The organism is Pantoea sp. S-LA4 (assembly GCF_054482835.1).
Genome location: NZ_JBTLRC010000002.1, coordinates 1,906,500 through 1,922,073 on the forward strand (window position 1 = coordinate 1,906,500; position 15,574 = coordinate 1,922,073).

The 15,574-nt window shown below is 55.1% G+C and carries 14 protein-coding genes, 1 tRNA gene and 1 other RNA gene; 9 read left to right on the forward strand and 7 right to left on the reverse strand.

The window, feature by feature from the left end; genetic code table 11:
- Nucleotides 1-36 precede the first annotated feature (36 nt).
- From ACX3P5_RS09795 to xthA, 3 genes are all read left to right on the forward strand, one after another.
- A tRNA-Tyr gene (locus ACX3P5_RS09795) sits at nt 37-121 on the forward strand.
- A 41-nt stretch (nt 122-162) separates the two neighbouring features.
- A non-coding RNA gene (locus tag ACX3P5_RS09800) (RtT sRNA) lies at nt 163-290 on the forward strand.
- 169 nt (nt 291-459) lie between these two features.
- Nucleotides 460-1,266 carry an exodeoxyribonuclease III gene (gene xthA, locus ACX3P5_RS09805; RefSeq protein WP_458968633.1) on the forward strand — a complete coding sequence of 269 codons (807 nt, stop codon included), beginning with the start codon at nt 460-462 and terminating at the stop codon, nt 1,264-1,266.
- A 45-nt stretch (nt 1,267-1,311) separates the two neighbouring features.
- On the opposite strand, the gene ACX3P5_RS09810 is transcribed toward xthA, so the two are convergent.
- From ACX3P5_RS09810 to ACX3P5_RS09820, 3 genes are all read right to left on the reverse strand, one after another.
- Entirely contained in the window at nt 1,312-1,620 is a 309-nt protein-coding gene (locus ACX3P5_RS09810) for a YnjH family protein (RefSeq protein ID WP_233988016.1), read from the reverse strand.
- Nucleotides 1,617-3,533: a DNA topoisomerase III gene (locus ACX3P5_RS09815; RefSeq protein WP_233988015.1), complete on the reverse strand. Its 1,917-nt coding sequence runs from the start codon at nt 3,531-3,533 to the stop codon at nt 1,617-1,619. The genes ACX3P5_RS09810 and ACX3P5_RS09815 overlap by 4 nt, the downstream gene beginning before the upstream one ends.
- Nucleotides 3,534-3,728: 195 nt before the next feature.
- The gene (locus ACX3P5_RS09820; protein WP_233988014.1) at nt 3,729-4,280 is read right to left on the reverse strand and encodes an NAD(P)H nitroreductase; all 552 of its coding nucleotides are present in this window, start codon (nt 4,278-4,280) and stop codon (nt 3,729-3,731) included.
- 174 nt (nt 4,281-4,454) lie between these two features.
- Here ACX3P5_RS09820 and sppA point away from each other — a divergent pair, with 174 nt between their 5' ends.
- The 3 genes from sppA to pncA all read left to right on the forward strand — a co-directional run bounded on the left by sppA (nt 4,455) and on the right by pncA (nt 8,057).
- Nucleotides 4,455-6,317, forward strand: a complete 1,863-nt coding sequence (sppA, locus tag ACX3P5_RS09825; protein ID WP_458968634.1) for a signal peptide peptidase SppA — start codon at nt 4,455-4,457, stop codon at nt 6,315-6,317.
- A 101-nt stretch (nt 6,318-6,418) separates the two neighbouring features.
- Nucleotides 6,419-7,432: an asparaginase gene (gene ansA, locus ACX3P5_RS09830; RefSeq protein ID WP_233988012.1), complete on the forward strand. Its 1,014-nt coding sequence runs from the start codon at nt 6,419-6,421 to the stop codon at nt 7,430-7,432.
- Nucleotides 7,433-7,448: 16 nt separating this feature from the next.
- Nucleotides 7,449-8,057: a bifunctional nicotinamidase/pyrazinamidase gene (gene pncA, locus ACX3P5_RS09835; protein WP_233988011.1), complete on the forward strand. Its 609-nt coding sequence runs from the start codon at nt 7,449-7,451 to the stop codon at nt 8,055-8,057.
- Between the two features lie 423 nt (nt 8,058-8,480).
- On the opposite strand, the gene ACX3P5_RS09840 is transcribed toward pncA, so the two are convergent.
- Nucleotides 8,481-8,762 (reverse strand): YeaC family protein, encoded by a 282-nt coding sequence (locus tag ACX3P5_RS09840; protein WP_233988010.1) that lies wholly within the window; start codon nt 8,760-8,762, stop codon nt 8,481-8,483.
- 5 nt (nt 8,763-8,767) lie between these two features.
- Nucleotides 8,768-9,178: a peptide-methionine (R)-S-oxide reductase MsrB gene (gene msrB, locus ACX3P5_RS09845; protein WP_159859181.1), complete on the reverse strand. Its 411-nt coding sequence runs from the start codon at nt 9,176-9,178 to the stop codon at nt 8,768-8,770.
- 343 nt (nt 9,179-9,521) lie between these two features.
- Between msrB and gapA the strand changes: the two genes are divergently transcribed.
- On the forward strand, nt 9,522-10,520 hold the full coding sequence (gene gapA, locus ACX3P5_RS09850; RefSeq protein ID WP_069728542.1) for a glyceraldehyde-3-phosphate dehydrogenase: 999 nt from the start codon (nt 9,522-9,524) through the stop codon (nt 10,518-10,520).
- Between the two features lie 74 nt (nt 10,521-10,594).
- Nucleotides 10,595-11,491: a D-hexose-6-phosphate mutarotase gene (locus tag ACX3P5_RS09855; protein WP_233988009.1), complete on the forward strand. Its 897-nt coding sequence runs from the start codon at nt 10,595-10,597 to the stop codon at nt 11,489-11,491.
- Here ACX3P5_RS09855 and ACX3P5_RS09860 read toward each other — a convergent pair.
- Nucleotides 11,488-12,339 carry an aldo/keto reductase gene (locus ACX3P5_RS09860; RefSeq protein WP_458968635.1) on the reverse strand — a complete coding sequence of 284 codons (852 nt, stop codon included), beginning with the start codon at nt 12,337-12,339 and terminating at the stop codon, nt 11,488-11,490. The two genes, ACX3P5_RS09855 and ACX3P5_RS09860, sit on opposite strands and share 4 nt — an antisense overlap.
- A gap of 72 nt (nt 12,340-12,411) precedes the next feature.
- A complete protein-coding gene (locus tag ACX3P5_RS09865; protein WP_336755330.1) occupies nt 12,412-13,161 on the reverse strand; it encodes a MipA/OmpV family protein in 750 nt (249 codons plus the stop codon).
- A gap of 419 nt (nt 13,162-13,580) precedes the next feature.
- Here ACX3P5_RS09865 and yeaG point away from each other — a divergent pair, with 419 nt between their 5' ends.
- Nucleotides 13,581-15,515: a protein kinase YeaG gene (gene yeaG / locus ACX3P5_RS09870; RefSeq protein ID WP_233988006.1), complete on the forward strand. Its 1,935-nt coding sequence runs from the start codon at nt 13,581-13,583 to the stop codon at nt 15,513-15,515.
- Nucleotides 15,516-15,574: the final 59 nt, after the last annotated feature.

The window sequence follows — 15,574 nt, forward strand, 5'->3', positions numbered from 1 at the left end:
ATCTGAATCGTCTTTTTGCCAGCATTAGCTATCCCAGGTGGGATTCCCGAGCGGCCAAAGGGAGCAGACTGTAAATCTGCCGTCACAGACTTCGAAGGTTCGAATCCTTCTCCCACCACCATCTTGCATGTTGCACCCAATTCCCGGACTGACACCAAAACTTCCTGTTCTGCGGGGAGAGGGATGAGAACCTTCGACTAAGGTTCGGGTCGAGCATCGCGAGACAACGCGCTTCAGCGCGGCCCGAAGGGTGAGGCGAAACGCGCCGAATAATCCTTCTCCCACCACCATCTCGTATGTTGCACCCAATTCCCGGACTGATATCAACGCTTCCTGTTCTGCCTGACACGCCCTCACCTTCTGCCCGCTTTTGCACAATCTTCCCCTCTTCTGCCATGACTTTATGCGTAAAAATCGCTACCATCCCAGCCTATTACTCGCTGAAAAATGGTCAATCCCATGAAATTTGTTTCATTCAACATCAATGGCTTGCGCGCCCGTCCGCATCAACTCCAGGCGCTGGTCGAGCAACATAACCCGGACGTGATTGGCCTGCAGGAAACAAAAGTCCACGACGATATGTTTCCGCTGGAAGAGGTGGCGAAGCTCGGTTACAACGTCTTCTATCACGGACAGAAAGGCCATTACGGCGTTGCCCTGCTGACAAAGGTGCAGCCGGTGGCGGTACGCCGTGGCTTTCCCGGTGATGATGAAGATGCCCAGCGCCGGCTGATTATGGCCGAAATCCCCAGCCCAATCGGCGATATCACCGTGATCAACGGCTATTTCCCGCAGGGAGAAAGTCGCGACCATCCAACCAAATTCCCGGCTAAAGAGAAATTTTATCGCGATCTGCAGCATTTTCTGACCGAGGATTTGCCCGCCGATAAACCGGTCCTGATCATGGGTGACATGAATATCAGCAGCACCGATCTCGACATTGGTATCGGCGAAGAGAGTCGCAAGCGCTGGTTGCGTACCGGTAAATGTTCCTTCCTGCCGGAAGAGCGTGAATGGATGGATCGGTTGATGGGCTGGGGGCTGGTGGATACCTGGCGGGCGCATAATCCAGAAACCACCGATCGTTTTTCGTGGTTCGATTACCGTTCGAAAGGATTTGATGATAACCGTGGGCTGCGTATCGATCTGGTGCTGGCGAGTAAAAACCTGGCGTCACACTGCGTTGAGACCGGCATCGATTATGAGATCCGCAGTATGGAAAAACCGTCGGACCACGCGCCGATCTGGTCCACCTTTAGCTTCTGACTGCGCGCTGAACTGAAGAACGCGTGGCGCAATGCCACGCGATGCTTATTTAACGATTTTCCAGATCAGATTATTGGTGCCTAACGAATGCTCATCGCGGGCGCACTGCAGCAGTACCCCTTCTGACTTGACTACCGAGCCTTCGCTGTAGTTACGATCCTCAAAGATACAGCATCTGATACAGTCCGGCTGACGCCGTTGCCCCTGGGTCCAGACTTCCGGCGGCAGGTCCACCACCACGTCGGTATTGACGCCATTATCGCTGACCGGTGGCGGCTGATGACGACTGTTAGCCTGCACTGCACCGGCGGTCAGCGACAAAGCCAGTACCATTAATAGTGAATAACGCCTCATTCCGTCTCCTTGACTTTACGCTTTGTTTTGCGCACCGGACGCTTTTGCCCGGTGGACGGTAATCCCCGAAACGCATGCACCGCAGGCTGCTGCCGCGCCTGATGGATCAGCCCGGTCAGGGTCTGCACCAGCGGCTGCATAAACTCATCATAGCGGCAGGCTTTTTCGCTGATGCGGGTCAGGGTCGATTCCCACTGTGCCGTCATATCCGGACGGGCAGCCAGATCGGGTAACGAGTGAATCAGGGCGCGGCCAGCCTCAGTTGAGTGAATATAGCGCCCCTTTTTCACCAGGAAGCCACGGCGAAACAGCAATTCGATAATGCCGGCTCGCGTCGCTTCCGTCCCTAAACCATCGGTCGCACGCAGCACTTTCTTTAATTCTTTATCCTGAACGAAGCGGGCAATCCCGGTCATAGCGGAAAGAATGGTGGCATCGGTAAACGGGCGCGGTGGCTGAGTCTGCTTCGCCAGCACCTCGCCACGCTCACACAGTAGTTCATCCCCTTTGGCGACCACCGGCAGCGGCATACCATCATTCTCTTCATCACGCTCTTTGTTACCGAGCAGCGCCCGCCAGCCCGCCTCCGCCAGAAAGCGCGCTTTGGCGACGAATTTGCCGCCCGCGATCTCCAGCTCAATGATGCATTTACGGAACACCGCATCCGGGCAGAACTGCATCAGATACTGGCGTGCCACCAGCGCATAGATATTTTGCTCATTTTCGCTGAGCTTTACCGAACCGGCGCGCGCGGTCGGGATGATGGCGTGGTGCGCATCGACCTTTTTGTCATCCCAGCAGCGATTACGGCGATCGGCATCAAAATCCGCCGGTGGCGTCAGCTGCGGCTGATGGGCCTGAATGGCATTCAGGACTGCGTGACGCCCCGCAAAATGCTCTTCCGGCAGATAACGGCTATCAGAACGCGGATAGGTAATCAGCTTGTGGGTTTCATACAGCCGCTGACAGGTATCGAGCACCGTCTGCGCACTCAGGCCGTAACGCTTCGCCGCCTCAATCTGCAGGCTGGATAAGGAAAACGGCAAGGGTGCGCCTTCGTTTTCGCGCTTATCGCTGTAGGCGGTCACCGCTGCCGGCTGGCCGGTAATGCGCGCCACAACGTGATCGGCCAGCGCCCGCTTCAGCAGACGCCCCTCTTCATCCTGCCACGGTTCACAGGCCTCGCTCGGCACCCAACTGGCGACAAATCGTACCTCGTCAGGCGTGACGATATGGGCTTTCACCTCGAAATAATCTTTCGGCAGGAAGTTCTCAATCTCTTCGTCGCGTCGTACCACCAGCCCGAGCACCGGTGTCTGTACCCGTCCCACTGACAGCACGCCATCATAGCCGGCATTACGTCCCAGCAGCGTCCAGGCGCGGGTCATGTTGATCCCGTAGAGCCAGTCAGCGCGCGCACGCGCCAGTGCCGAGACGCAGAGCGGAATAAATTCCCGGTTTTCACGCAGGCGGTTAACCGCGCGATCCACCGCCTGTGGATTGAGATCGTTGATCAGACAGCGCTGTACCCGGCTGCGTTTTTCGGCCGGCAGGTTCAGATAGTCGAGCACCTCATCCACCAGCAACTGACCTTCCCGATCCGGGTCACCGGCATGGACGACTTCACTGGCCTGCGCCAGCAGGCCCTCCACCACTTTTAACTGCTTCGCCACCGACGGGCGCGGCTGGAGTCGCCATTTTTCCGGAATAATCGGCAGGTCGGCCAGCGACCAGCGCGCATAGCGGCTGTCGTAGCTGTCGGGCTGCGCCTGCTCCAGCAGATGTCCGACACACCAGGTGACCACCTGATCGTTACCACAGGCGATATATCCATCACCGCGTCGATGGGGTTTTGGCAGCACATCGGCGATAGCACGCCCAAGACTGGGTTTTTCCGCAATAAACAAACGCATTGAATCAGGTAATCCTTAACATCAGGGAATAACAGGGATAACCGATTGGTAGCTGTCGGCTGCAATCATGGCGGCTATGTTAGCCTGGCAAGACGTCTGGCGTAAGCGTCACAGGCTGGGTTAGCGATCATTCGCACAGGAACCGTTCAATCAGCAGGGCCAGAGAAAGCCCTGCATGGTGGGAAAGGATCGGGATCAGAAGTAACTGACGAAAGGCGCGGTGTCGGGCGGGAGTACCGTGGTGCTGGATTTGAGCTGTGGCGTGCCTAAATAGAGGAAGCCGACAATGGCATCCTGCTCCCGGCAGCCAAATGCCTGACGCACCGCCACGTCGTCAGTCCAGGGGCCGCTGCGCCAGATACCGTTGTATCCCTGTGCTGCCGCGGCCATCTGCATTGCCATCACGGCACAGCTGGCTGAGGCGATCTGCTCCCAGCGCGGTACTTTCGGGTGCGGTTCACAGTGTGCCACCACGGTGATGATCATCGGTGCGCGAAACGGCGACTGACTGGCCTTGTTGATCGCCTTCTCATCCAGTTGTTTATCGCGTGCCGCCTGCTCCAGTAGCTGACTCAGCCGATCGCGCCCCTCATTCTCAACAATAATAAAGCGCCAGGGTTGCAGCGTGCCGTGATCCGGTGCGCGCATACCGGCGCGCAGAATATTTTCCAGCGCCTCGCCGGCAGGTGCCGGTTCGGTCAGACGTGACGCCGAACGACGGTTAACCAGTAACTCCAGTGCATCCATGTTTTTTCTCCCGATCGTATTAATGTTGCAGTAATCCTGGCACAGGCAGATTTTTTGTAACAGTCAGCGGTGAATTCCTGCTGACTTTTAGCACGCTGCTCTTTAGGATGAGCTCGTCGGGGAAGCCTGGTACGCGCGGCGGCCACTTCCGGCTACATGAATATGGAGAGTCTGATGCGCACATTGTGGCGAATAATTGCAGGTCTGTTTCGCTGGACCTGGCGGGTATTAAATTTTGTCAGGGAATTTATCCTGAATATTTTTCTGATTTTGTTGATTGTGGCAGGTGTCGGCATCTGGTTGCAGGTCAGCGGTTCGGGTAACAGCTCGGCACCCATGCAGCAAGGCGCGCTGCGGGTCGATCTCAGCGGCGTGCTGGTGGATAAGCCTTCGGTCAGCAATCGCCTGAGTAAAATTGGCCGTCAGTTGCTGGGTGCCAGCAGTGACCGCCTGCAGGAAAATTCGCTGTTTGACGTGGTCGATGCGATCCGTCAGGCCAAAACGGACAGCAACATCAAAGGTATGGTGCTGGATTTGCGCGACTTTGCCGGTGGCGATCAGCCTTCGCTGCAGTATGTCGGTAAAGCGCTGCGTGAATTCCGCGACAGCGGCAAACCGATTTATGCGCTGGGCGACAGCTATAGCCAGGCGCAATATTATCTCGCCAGCTACGCCAGCAAAATCTACCTGTCGCCACAGGGCGCGGTCGATCTGCACGGTTTCGCCACTAATGGTTTGTATTACAAAACCCTGCTGGAAAAACTGAAAGTCACCTCACACGTCTTCCGCGTCGGCACCTATAAATCCGCGGTCGAACCCTTCCTGCGTGACGATATGTCTCCTGCCGCGCGCGATGCGGATAGCCGCTGGGTGGGTCAGCTGTGGCAGAACTACCTGAATACTGTCTCAGCGAATCGCCAGATTACGCCAGAGCAGCTGTTCCCGGGTGCCACGGCGATGATTGCCGGACTGAACGCCGTAAAAGGTGATACCGCGCAGTATGCGCTGGATAATAAGCTGGTGGATGTGCTGGGTTCCCGTGCCGCCGCCGATCAGGAGCTGGTGAAAACCTTTGGCCTGGATAAGCAGAGCAACGATTATCGCAGCGTCAGCATCTATGACTACAGTGTCAAACCGGCCTCGACGCAGCAGGATGGCAACATTGCGGTGGTGCTGGCCAGTGGCGCGATCATGGACGGTGAAGAGACGCCCGGAAACGTCGGAGGTGACACCACTGCCGCACAAATCCGCGATGCGCGTCTTGATCCAAAAATTAAAGCCATCATTCTGCGGGTGAACAGCCCTGGCGGCAGCGTGACGGCCTCCGAAGCGATTCGTGAAGAGCTGGCGGCCGCACATGCAGCCGGTAAGCCGATCGTGGTCTCAATGGGCGGTATGGCCGCTTCCGGTGGCTACTGGATTTCAACCCCTGCTAACTACATCGTGGCGAACCCGAGCACCCTGACCGGCTCTATCGGTATTTTTGGCGTGATCAACACGCTGGAAAACAGCCTGGATGCGATAGGCGTGCACACCGACGGTGTCGCCACCTCGCCGCTGGCGGATATCTCCACCACCAAAGCGTTGCCAACCGAAGTTCAGCAGCTTATGCAGCTGACCATCGAAAACGGCTACCGCAACTTTGTTGGTCTGGTGGCGAAGTCACGCAACAGGACGCCGGAGCAGATCGACGCCATTGCGCAGGGTCATGTCTGGACCGGTAGCGACGCTAAGGCCAATGGTCTGGTCGATGCGCTGGGTGACTTTGACGATGCGGTGAAGAAAGCCGGTGAACTGGCGAAGGTCAGCAAACCGCAGCTGAGCTGGTATCAGGATGACCCGAGCTTCTTTGATATGATGCTGAACCAGGTGAACGCCTCGGTGCGCGCCGTACTGCCGGATCCGCTGAAAGCCTGGCTGCCGGCGCCGATGCTGGATGTGATGGGCGCGATGAAAGCGCAACCCGGACTGTTCGATCACCTCAACGATCCCCAGAACCGTTACGCCTTCTGCCTGAACTGCGGCGACGTGCGGTAAGTCAACATTGCGATAAACCTCGCAGCCCGGCCATGGGTCGGGCTGCATTTCCTCGCCATTCCCCTTATACTGCGCGTTTTACGGCAAGTCTGAGTTCTCTAATGCAAAAGAAAAACATCTACGTAGCCTACACTGGCGGTACCATTGGTATGCAGCGCTCGGCGCAGGGATATATTCCGGTCTCCGGTCATCTGCAGCAGCAGCTGGCTAACATGCCGGAGTTCCACCGCCCCGAAATGCCTGATTTCACCATTCATGAGTATCAGCCGCTGATCGACTCTTCTGACATGACGCCGCAGGACTGGCAGTCTATCGCCGAAGATATCCGTCAGAATTACGATCGCTACGATGGTTTTGTGATTCTGCATGGCACCGATACTATGGCGTTTACCGCGTCAGCCCTCTCCTTCATGCTGGAGAATCTGGCTAAACCGGTTATCGTTACCGGTTCGCAGATTCCGCTGGCAGAGCTACGTTCAGATGGGCAGCAGAACTTATTGAACTCACTCTATGTCGCGGCAAATTATCCGATCAGCGAAGTCTCGCTGTTTTTCAACAATACGCTCTATCGTGGCAACCGAACCACCAAAGCCCATGCCGATGGCTTTAACGCTTTTGCCTCGCCTAACCTCTCTGCGCTGCTGGAAGCCGGTATTCATATCCGCCGCCTGAATACGCCGGCCGCCCCACAGGGTCAGGGCGAACTGATTGTTCACACGATTACGCCGCAGCCGATTGGTGTCGTCACTATCTATCCCGGCATCTCGGCAGATGTGGTGCGCAACTTCCTGCGTCAGCCTGTTAAAGCGCTGATTCTGCGCTCTTACGGCGTCGGTAATGCGCCGCAAAATGCCGAGTTTCTGGCAGAGCTCCAGCAGGCCAGCGAGCGCGGAATTGTGGTGGTGAATCTGACGCAGTGTATTTCAGGCAAGGTCAATATGGGTGGCTACGCCACCGGCAATGCGCTGGAGCATGCTGGCGTTATCAGCGGTTCGGATCTGACGGTTGAGGCAGCGCTGACCAAGCTGCACTTTTTACTCAGCCAGAACCTCTCTGCCGATGAAATACGCGGCAAAATGCAGCAAAATTTGCGCGGCGAACTGACAGAAGACTGAGACGGAGCGACTTGTAATGAAACGCGCACTCATCATTATTGATATCCAGAATGATTTTTGCCCTGGCGGCCCGATGGCCGTTCACCAGGGCGACCAGACCGTTGACATCGCCAACCGTTATGCCCGCACCTTTCATCAGAACGGGGAATGTGTGGTGGCGCTGCAGGACTGGCATCCCGCCGATCACGGCAGTTTTGCCTCAGTCTCTGGCGAACCGGTCTACACGCTCGGCGAGTTAAATGGCCTGGCACAGATCTGGTGGCCCGATCACGGTATTCAGGGATCGGCTGGCGCTGATTTCCATCCCGGACTAGACCGCAGCTTGTTCGATGCGATCTTCCATAAAGGTCAGGATCAGGACGTGGACAGCTACAGCGCCTTTTTCGATAACGGCCATCGCCGTAAAACCGAACTCGACAGCTGGCTGCGCGAACGCGGCATTACCCATCTGGTGATGCTGGGGCTGGCGACTGATTACTGCGTGAAATACAGCGTGCTGGACGCGCTGGAGCTGGGCTATCACGTTGAGGTAGTGAAAGAAGGCTGTCGCGGGGTGAATCTCAACCCTGAGGACAGCGAGATCGCCTTTGCACAAATGACCGCGCAGGGCGCGATTCTGATATGAAAAAAGGCCGCATCACTGCGTAATGCTCGTCAGTTAGGGTTACATTTGCAAAAGCTGTCACGGTCAAACGTGGCAGCTTTTTTTCTGGGCGGGCGTGCGGGCGTGAGCGCCCTTTTTAACCACACACACTGAAGCCTCGGAGCAGGCTGATGCCGATCAGGGCCAGGCAATCCGCAGCGCTGAACATTAGCCAGCAGAGTCCGCAGAAGGCGGGCGAAAGGCGGGGCGTCACAGGATGTGCCATCCCCGGCGCTCCTTCAGGCAGGCGAATGAAGTGAAGGAACCGCACAGCGATGCGGGGAGCGCCAGCCCCTGAGCGGCACCCGACGGCGTTATCACCGGTCGCTTAACTGACCAGCCTTACGGCGTCGTGCCAGTTTTCTGCCAGGATGCGGGTCATCCATTAGCGGTGACCCGACTCCCTCAGTGCAGCTGGATGCGGGTGACGTCTGAATCGATACCAAACTCTTCTTTGAGTTCTCTTTTCGACTTCGTCACCATCTCACCGCCCTTGCCGATGGTCATGTGTTGCGGGCTGTCGTTATGCCGCGCCTGCCACATCATGACCAGCTGCAGGCAGTTTTCACGCTGCTCCTGCGTCAGCGCTACGCCATCCGGCCATTTACCAATCTCCACCGCGGTCGCCAGTCGCTGATAGACTTCTGGCGTCATTGCGGCAAGCATCGCTTCCAGTTGCTGCTTCATCGCTTTTATCCTTTCGTCTGCTCACCCTGCTCATCGGTGAAATTCAATGAGGCAGAGTTAACACAATAGCGTTCCCCGGTCGGCTGCGGGCCATCCGGGAAGACATGTCCCAGATGCGCATCACACTGACCACAGCGGATCTCAATGCGCTGCATGCCGTGTGAGTCATCTTCAATATAACGAATCGCGTCGTCGCTCACCGGCTGATAAAAGCTCGGCCAGCCACAACCTGAATCATATTTGGTCTCTGACAGAAACAACGGCGCGTTGCAGACCAGGCAGTGATAAATACCTTCCTGTTTGTTATGCAGCAGTGCGCCACTGTAAGGCGGCTCCGTTCCGCGATGCTGGGTAACATAACGCTGCATTTCTGTCAGCTGCGAAATTTTTGCTTCGGGTGCGGTGTCTTTAGCCATTTTTAAGATTCCGGAAGGGTGCCAATCTGAAAATTTCGACTACTATTCTAACAAATGATCAACATAAGACGGGTCTTTTTTCGTGCTCACCCTTTCAGTCCGACTCTCACAGCCCGGATTTGTGACTTCGATCACCTTTTATCCGGGGCATCCCTATATATTCGGCGATTGATTAAACGAAGCGCGATACAATTGGCGGTACGCAAGCGGTTGCGCATCGAATAATTCCTCTCAGGCGAATTGATTTGTCGCAACAATTGACACGATTCCGCTTGACGCCTGGTAAGGTTTTTGTAATTTTACAGGCAACCTTTTATTCACTAACAAATAGCTGGTGGAATATATGACTATCAAAGTAGGTATCAACGGTTTTGGCCGTATCGGTCGCATCGTTTTCCGTGCTGCTCAACAGCGTTCTGACATCGAAATCGTTGCAATCAACGACCTGCTGGACGCGGATTACATGGCGTACATGCTGAAGTATGACTCTACGCATGGTCGTTTCGACGGCACCGTAGAAGTTCAGGATGGCGCACTGGTTGTTAACGGCAAGAAAATCCGTGTTACCTCTGAGAGAGATCCGGCTAACCTGAAGTGGGACGAAGTGGGCGTTGACGTTGTTGCTGAAGCAACCGGTATCTTCCTGACCGACGAAACCGCACGTAAACACATCACTGCAGGCGCGAAGAAAGTTGTTCTGACCGGTCCTTCTAAAGATGACACCCCAATGTTTGTTCGCGGTGCAAACTTCGACAAATACCAGGGCCAGGACATCGTGTCTAACGCATCGTGCACCACTAACTGCCTGGCGCCACTGGCAAAAGTGATCAACGACAAGTTTGGTATCGTTGAAGGTCTGATGACCACTGTTCACGCCACCACCGCGACTCAGAAAACCGTTGATGGCCCGTCTCACAAAGACTGGCGCGGCGGCCGCGGCGCGTCTCAGAACATCATCCCTTCTTCAACCGGCGCAGCGAAAGCAGTGGGTAAAGTCCTGCCAGAACTGAACGGCAAACTGACCGGTATGGCATTCCGCGTACCAACCCCTAACGTCTCCGTTGTTGACCTGACCGTGCGTCTGGAAAAAGCGGCTTCTTACAAAGAAATCTGTGCGGCTATCAAAGCGGCTGCAGAAGGTGAGATGAAAGACGTGCTGGGCTATGTTGAAGATGATGTGGTTTCTACTGACTTCAACGGCGAAATCCTGACTTCAGTGTTTGACGCTAAAGCGGGTATCGCGCTGAACGACAACTTTGTGAAACTGGTTTCCTGGTACGACAACGAAACTGGCTACTCAAACAAAGTTCTCGACCTGATTGCGCTGGTTTCTGCTAAATAAGGCAGCCAGACATCATTGAGAATAAGGGCGACTTCGGTCGCCCTTTTTTTGATCCGCTCAGGAAGGAATCGAACATGCAAGATAAACTGTTTTCTCTGCCGGTCGTTACCCAGATCTCCCCTTACCTCTCGCAGCGTCAGGTCGGCGAACTGCCGGCGATTGTCGTCAGTCATCCGAAAGTGCGTGCAGCCATTACGCTGCAGGGTGCTCATCTGATCGCCTGGCAGCCCAGCGGTGAGCAACCAGTTCTGTGGCTCAGCGATAAAAGTCTGTTTTCGCCCGGCAAAGCCATTCGCGGCGGCGTACCAATCTGCTGGCCCTGGTTTGGTCCGGCAGGTGAACCGGCACACGGTTTTGCCCGCAATCAGCCGTGGACGCTGTCCGCCCATGATGAAAATGAAGATGGCGTGATGCTGACGCTGGTGCTGGAAAGCAATCCTCAGACGTTGAAGCTGTGGCCACATGAGTTCACTCTCATCGCCCGTTTCCGGCTGGGTCAGCACTGTGAAATTGAACTGGAAGCGCATGGCGATTTTGAAGCCACCGCCGCCCTGCACAGCTATTTCACCGTCAGCGATATCAGCGGCATTGAAGTGTCGGGCCTGGGTGAAACCTACATCGATAAGGTGAATCAGGGCGAGATCGGCAGCAGCGACGGCAAGCAACGCTATCCAGGCCGGATTGATCGCATTTTTACCGCGGCTGAAGATTGCTCAGTGATTAACGATCCGGCTGCACAGCGCCAGATCGAGGTCTATCACCACCATCACAGTGACGTTGTGACGTGGAATCCAGGAGTTGAGCTCTCCTGCAGCATGGCCGATATGCCGAATGAAGGTTATAAGACCATGGTTTGCGTTGAGACAGCGCGCATCAATAAGCCGCTGCGCAGTGCAGGCGAAAAACCAGCCCGCCTGGCGACCACCTTCCGCCTGAAAAAAAAGCTCAGCGGCGACGCGGTTAAGGCTTAAACCACGTCGAGCGGTAACTTATGCTGCGGTGCCGGATAACGCTGGTTGATGAGGGTGAGATCGTCGTCAGTCAGCACCACGTTCAGCGCCGCCGCATTTTCCTCTACGTGAGCGACAGAACTGGCTTTAGGGATAGCAATAACGCCAGGCTGACGGATCACCCAGCTAAGCAGGAGCTGGGCCACGCTAATGCCCTTTTGCTGTGCAAGCTGCGCCAGTTGCGGGTCGCTGAACAGGTTATCGCGCAGCCGTCCGGCCTGCGCCAGCGGACAATAGGCCATAATCGGCAGGTTACGCTGCTGGCAGGCGGGCAACAGATCATATTCAATGCCCCGTGAGCCGAGATGGTAAAGCACCTGATTGGTCGCGCACTGCGTCCCACCCGCTTCATCCCACAGCTCAGCCATGTCATCGGTATCGAAATTAGAGACGCCCCAGTAGCGGATTTTACCCTGCTGCTGCAGCTGTTCCATCGCCCGCACCGTCTCTTCCAGCGGGATATTACCGCGCCAGTGCAGAAGATAGAGGTCGAGGTAGTCTGTTTTCAGCCGCTGCAGGCTACGCTCACAAGCCTCGATGGCATCATGTTCACCGGCATTCCACGGGTACACTTTTGACACCACCAGCGCCTGATCACGACGACCCTGTAACGCTTCGCCGACCACCTCTTCGGCTGCGCCGTCGGCGTACATCTCGGCGGTATCGATCAGGCGCAGACCACACGCCAGCCCGTGCTGAAGTGCAGCGACTTCCGCCGCGCGCTGAGCGGGATTCTCGCCCATATACCAGCTGCCCTGACCAATCACCGGCAGATCGCTGTGGCCGGCAAAATTCATGATGTTGCGCATTTCGCTCTCCCGCCCCATGCTGAGGCCCCATAAAAGAACAGAGGGCATAAAATGCCCTCTTTTAGTGCGTTATCAGAAACTGTAACTGACGCCGGTCCAGAGTGTCGCCTGGCCGCTTTTGTCGATCATCGGGCTATCTTTGATTTCGCTGTCGAAACGGGTATAGCGGCCGACCACGCCGACGTTCCACTGCGTCGAAATCTGATAGCTGGCGCTCAGTTCGACATAAGGTGACCAGCTGTCATCCGGATTGTAACGGCTGATGCCGGTGCGGGCGCTTTCATGGCCGGAAACACCGTAGTAATAGCGGTTTTGATTGGCACTGTTCCACATCGCACCAATGCCTGGCGTCAGACTGAAGTCGCCCATTTCAAAGCGATAGAGGTAAGTTAAATCCCAGATCATACCGTTGCTGTTGTTCAGCACGTCGCCCAGCAGTGCGGTACGAACGATACCCCAGTCGGCTGTGTGACGGTATGTTGCGCCCGCCATCAGGGTCATGCGGCGTTTATCCAGCCCTTTCATATCACCCAGGTCGTTGTCGCTGGGCTTGTACTCCTGCGGTGAACCGAGCAGCGTCAGTGACAGCTGGTTCTGAGGATCTTTCCACAGGTAGTAACCGCCCTGCAGGCTACGAAACCAGAAGTTCTCACCCTCGTAATTGATCACCGGAACCGGCAGATAACGGTCCTGGCCGCCGCGATAAGGCGACTCGGCATAGATGACTGAAGCCCCGACCGAAAGCGGTGCGGCATTTACGCCGCCAGAGAGTAAATAACAAGGTAAAAGTGCAACAAGCGCCTTAAGTTTGAATTGGTTCACAATTTATTCATTCCATAAATATAACAATCAAACATGAAGTCTAACGTTTTTTTGCGACTGGATTAACTTATATCGAAATCCTTTAAGCGCCCAGCCGTAGAAAGTGGCATTAAAGGTTAAAATCACGTTAAGTTAACTCATCAGAGGCGCATACCTGCCTCACCTCAGACTGATTATGCTGTTGATCTCACCCTCATTCACCCACAGCCATGGAGGAAATTTCTTAGAAGCCATCTACAGTTAGAAGTAAGACCAGACAATATGTACGAGCAGAGTAACCAGTAAAGTTGTGTATCCCGATAAAAATGATCAGGTTGGCATAAGGGTTGCTGTACTCAATAGAGAATATCTTCCGGGAGCTGCATGAGCCTCTAATTACGCTCCTTACCTGTGCTAAAAACGAAAGGACGGGCATCGCTATGAATATATTCGATCACTATCGTCAGCGTTATGAAGCTGCCAAGGACGAAGAGTTCACACTGCAGGAATTTCTTGCCATCTGTAAGCAAGATCGCAGTGCATACGCCAACGCTGCAGAGCGACTGTTAATGGCAATCGGTGAGCCAGTAATGGTCGACACTGCTCAGGAGCCACGCCTTTCCAGAATATTCTCCAACCGTGTGATGGGACGCTATCCGGCGTTCGAGGAGTTTTACGGCATGGAGGAAGCGATTGAACAGATCGTCTCCTACCTGAAACATGCCGCTCAGGGACTGGAGGAGAAGAAGCAGATCCTCTATCTGCTGGGGCCGGTCGGCGGCGGTAAATCCTCGCTGGCTGAGCGGCTTAAATCGCTGATGCAGCGCGTCCCTATCTATGTGCTGAGCGCAGATGGCGAACGCAGCCCGGTCAATGACCATCCGCTCTGTCTGTTTAATCCGCAGGAGGATGCGCACATTCTTGAAAAAGAGTATGGCGTGCCGCGCCGTTACCTTGGCACCATCATGTCGCCGTGGGCCGCTAAACGCCTGCACGACTTTGGTGGTGACATCTCCCGCTTCAAAGTAGTGAAAGTCTGGCCGTCGATTCTTGAGCAACTGGCGATCGCGAAAACCGAGCCAGGCGACGAGAACAACCAGGACATTTCGGCGCTGGTCGGTAAAGTGGACATCCGCAAACTTGAAAATCACGCGCAAAACGATCCTGATGCGTATGGTTACTCTGGCGCACTGTGCCGCGCGAACCAGGGCATCATGGAATTTGTCGAGATGTTCAAGGCACCGATTAAAGTGCTGCATCCGTTGCTGACCGCCACCCAGGAAGGTAACTACAACGGGACCGAAGGGATCTCAGCGCTGCCGTTTAACGGCATCATTCTGGCGCACTCCAACGAATCTGAATGGGTCACTTTCCGTAATAACAAAAACAATGAGGCGTTCCTTGACCGTGTTTACATCGTCAAAGTGCCTTATTGCCTGCGGGTCTCTGAAGAGATCAAAATTTACGAGAAACTGCTGAACCACAGTGAGCTGGCAACATCGCCATGCGCACCTGGTACGCTGGAAACACTGGCTAAGTTCTCGATTCTGTCGCGCCTGAAAGATCCGGAAAACTCCAGCATCTACTCCAAAATGCGGGTCTATGACGGCGAAAGCCTGAAAGATACCGACCCGAAAGCGAAATCGTGGCAGGAGTATCACGATTACGCCGGCGTTGATGAGGGCATGAACGGTCTGTCGACCCGTTTCGCCTTTAAGATCCTGTCACGGGTCTTCAACTTCGACCATGCCGAAGTGGCGGCCAACCCGGTTCACCTGTTCTATGTGCTTGAACAGCAGATCGAGCGTGAGCAGTTCCCGCAGGATCAGGCGGAAAAATACCTTGAGCACCTGAAAGGTTACCTGATTCCAAAATATGCGGAGTTCATCGGCAAAGAGATTCAGACCGCTTACCTGGAATCCTATTCCGAGTATGGTCAGAACATCTTTGATCGCTACGTCACCTATGCCGACTTCTGGATTCAGGATCAGGAATATCGCGATCCCGATACCGGTCAGCTGTTTGACCGCGAATCGCTGAATGCGGAACTGGAGAAGATTGAGAAGCCTGCGGGCATCAGTAACCCGAAAGATTTCCGTAATGAGATCGTCAACTTCGTGCTGCGCGCGCGGGCACACAATAACGGTCGCAATCCGAACTGGACCAGTTACGAGAAATTGCGCACCGTGATTGAGAAGAAAATGTTCTCAAATACGGAGGAGCTGCTGCCGGTCATCTCATTCAATACCAAGACCTCGACCGATGAGCAGAAGAAACATGATGATTTCGTCGATCGCATGATGGAAAAAGGCTATACCCGCAAACAGGTACGCCTGCTGTGTGAATGGTATCTGCGTGTGCGTAAATCGTCCTGATAAAAGTCTGTAAGCAAGCCGGTATTGCGGTACCGGTCATCTAAAGGTCGGGCATGCCC

Bases quoted from the DNA above. Each gene is read 5' to 3' on its own strand.
- gapA (WP_069728542.1), top strand. From the start codon at position 9,522: ATGACTATCAAAGTAGGTATCAACGGTTTTGGCCGTATCGGTCGCATC.
- ACX3P5_RS09815 (WP_233988015.1), bottom strand. From the start codon at position 3,533: ATGCGTTTGTTTATTGCGGAAAAACCCAGTCTTGGGCGTGCTATCGCC.
- xthA (WP_458968633.1), top strand. From the start codon at position 460: ATGAAATTTGTTTCATTCAACATCAATGGCTTGCGCGCCCGTCCGCAT.
- ACX3P5_RS09860 (WP_458968635.1), bottom strand. From the start codon at position 12,339: ATGCGCAACATCATGAATTTTGCCGGCCACAGCGATCTGCCGGTGATT.
- yeaG (WP_233988006.1), top strand. From the start codon at position 13,581: ATGAATATATTCGATCACTATCGTCAGCGTTATGAAGCTGCCAAGGAC.
- sppA (WP_458968634.1), top strand. From the start codon at position 4,455: ATGCGCACATTGTGGCGAATAATTGCAGGTCTGTTTCGCTGGACCTGG.
- ACX3P5_RS09855 (WP_233988009.1), top strand. From the start codon at position 10,595: ATGCAAGATAAACTGTTTTCTCTGCCGGTCGTTACCCAGATCTCCCCT.
- ansA (WP_233988012.1), top strand. From the start codon at position 6,419: ATGCAAAAGAAAAACATCTACGTAGCCTACACTGGCGGTACCATTGGT.
- ACX3P5_RS09820 (WP_233988014.1), bottom strand. From the start codon at position 4,280: ATGGATGCACTGGAGTTACTGGTTAACCGTCGTTCGGCGTCACGTCTG.
- pncA (WP_233988011.1), top strand. From the start codon at position 7,449: ATGAAACGCGCACTCATCATTATTGATATCCAGAATGATTTTTGCCCT.
- ACX3P5_RS09840 (WP_233988010.1), bottom strand. From the start codon at position 8,762: ATGAAGCAGCAACTGGAAGCGATGCTTGCCGCAATGACGCCAGAAGTC.
- ACX3P5_RS09810 (WP_233988016.1), bottom strand. From the start codon at position 1,620: ATGAGGCGTTATTCACTATTAATGGTACTGGCTTTGTCGCTGACCGCC.
- msrB (WP_159859181.1), bottom strand. From the start codon at position 9,178: ATGGCTAAAGACACCGCACCCGAAGCAAAAATTTCGCAGCTGACAGAA.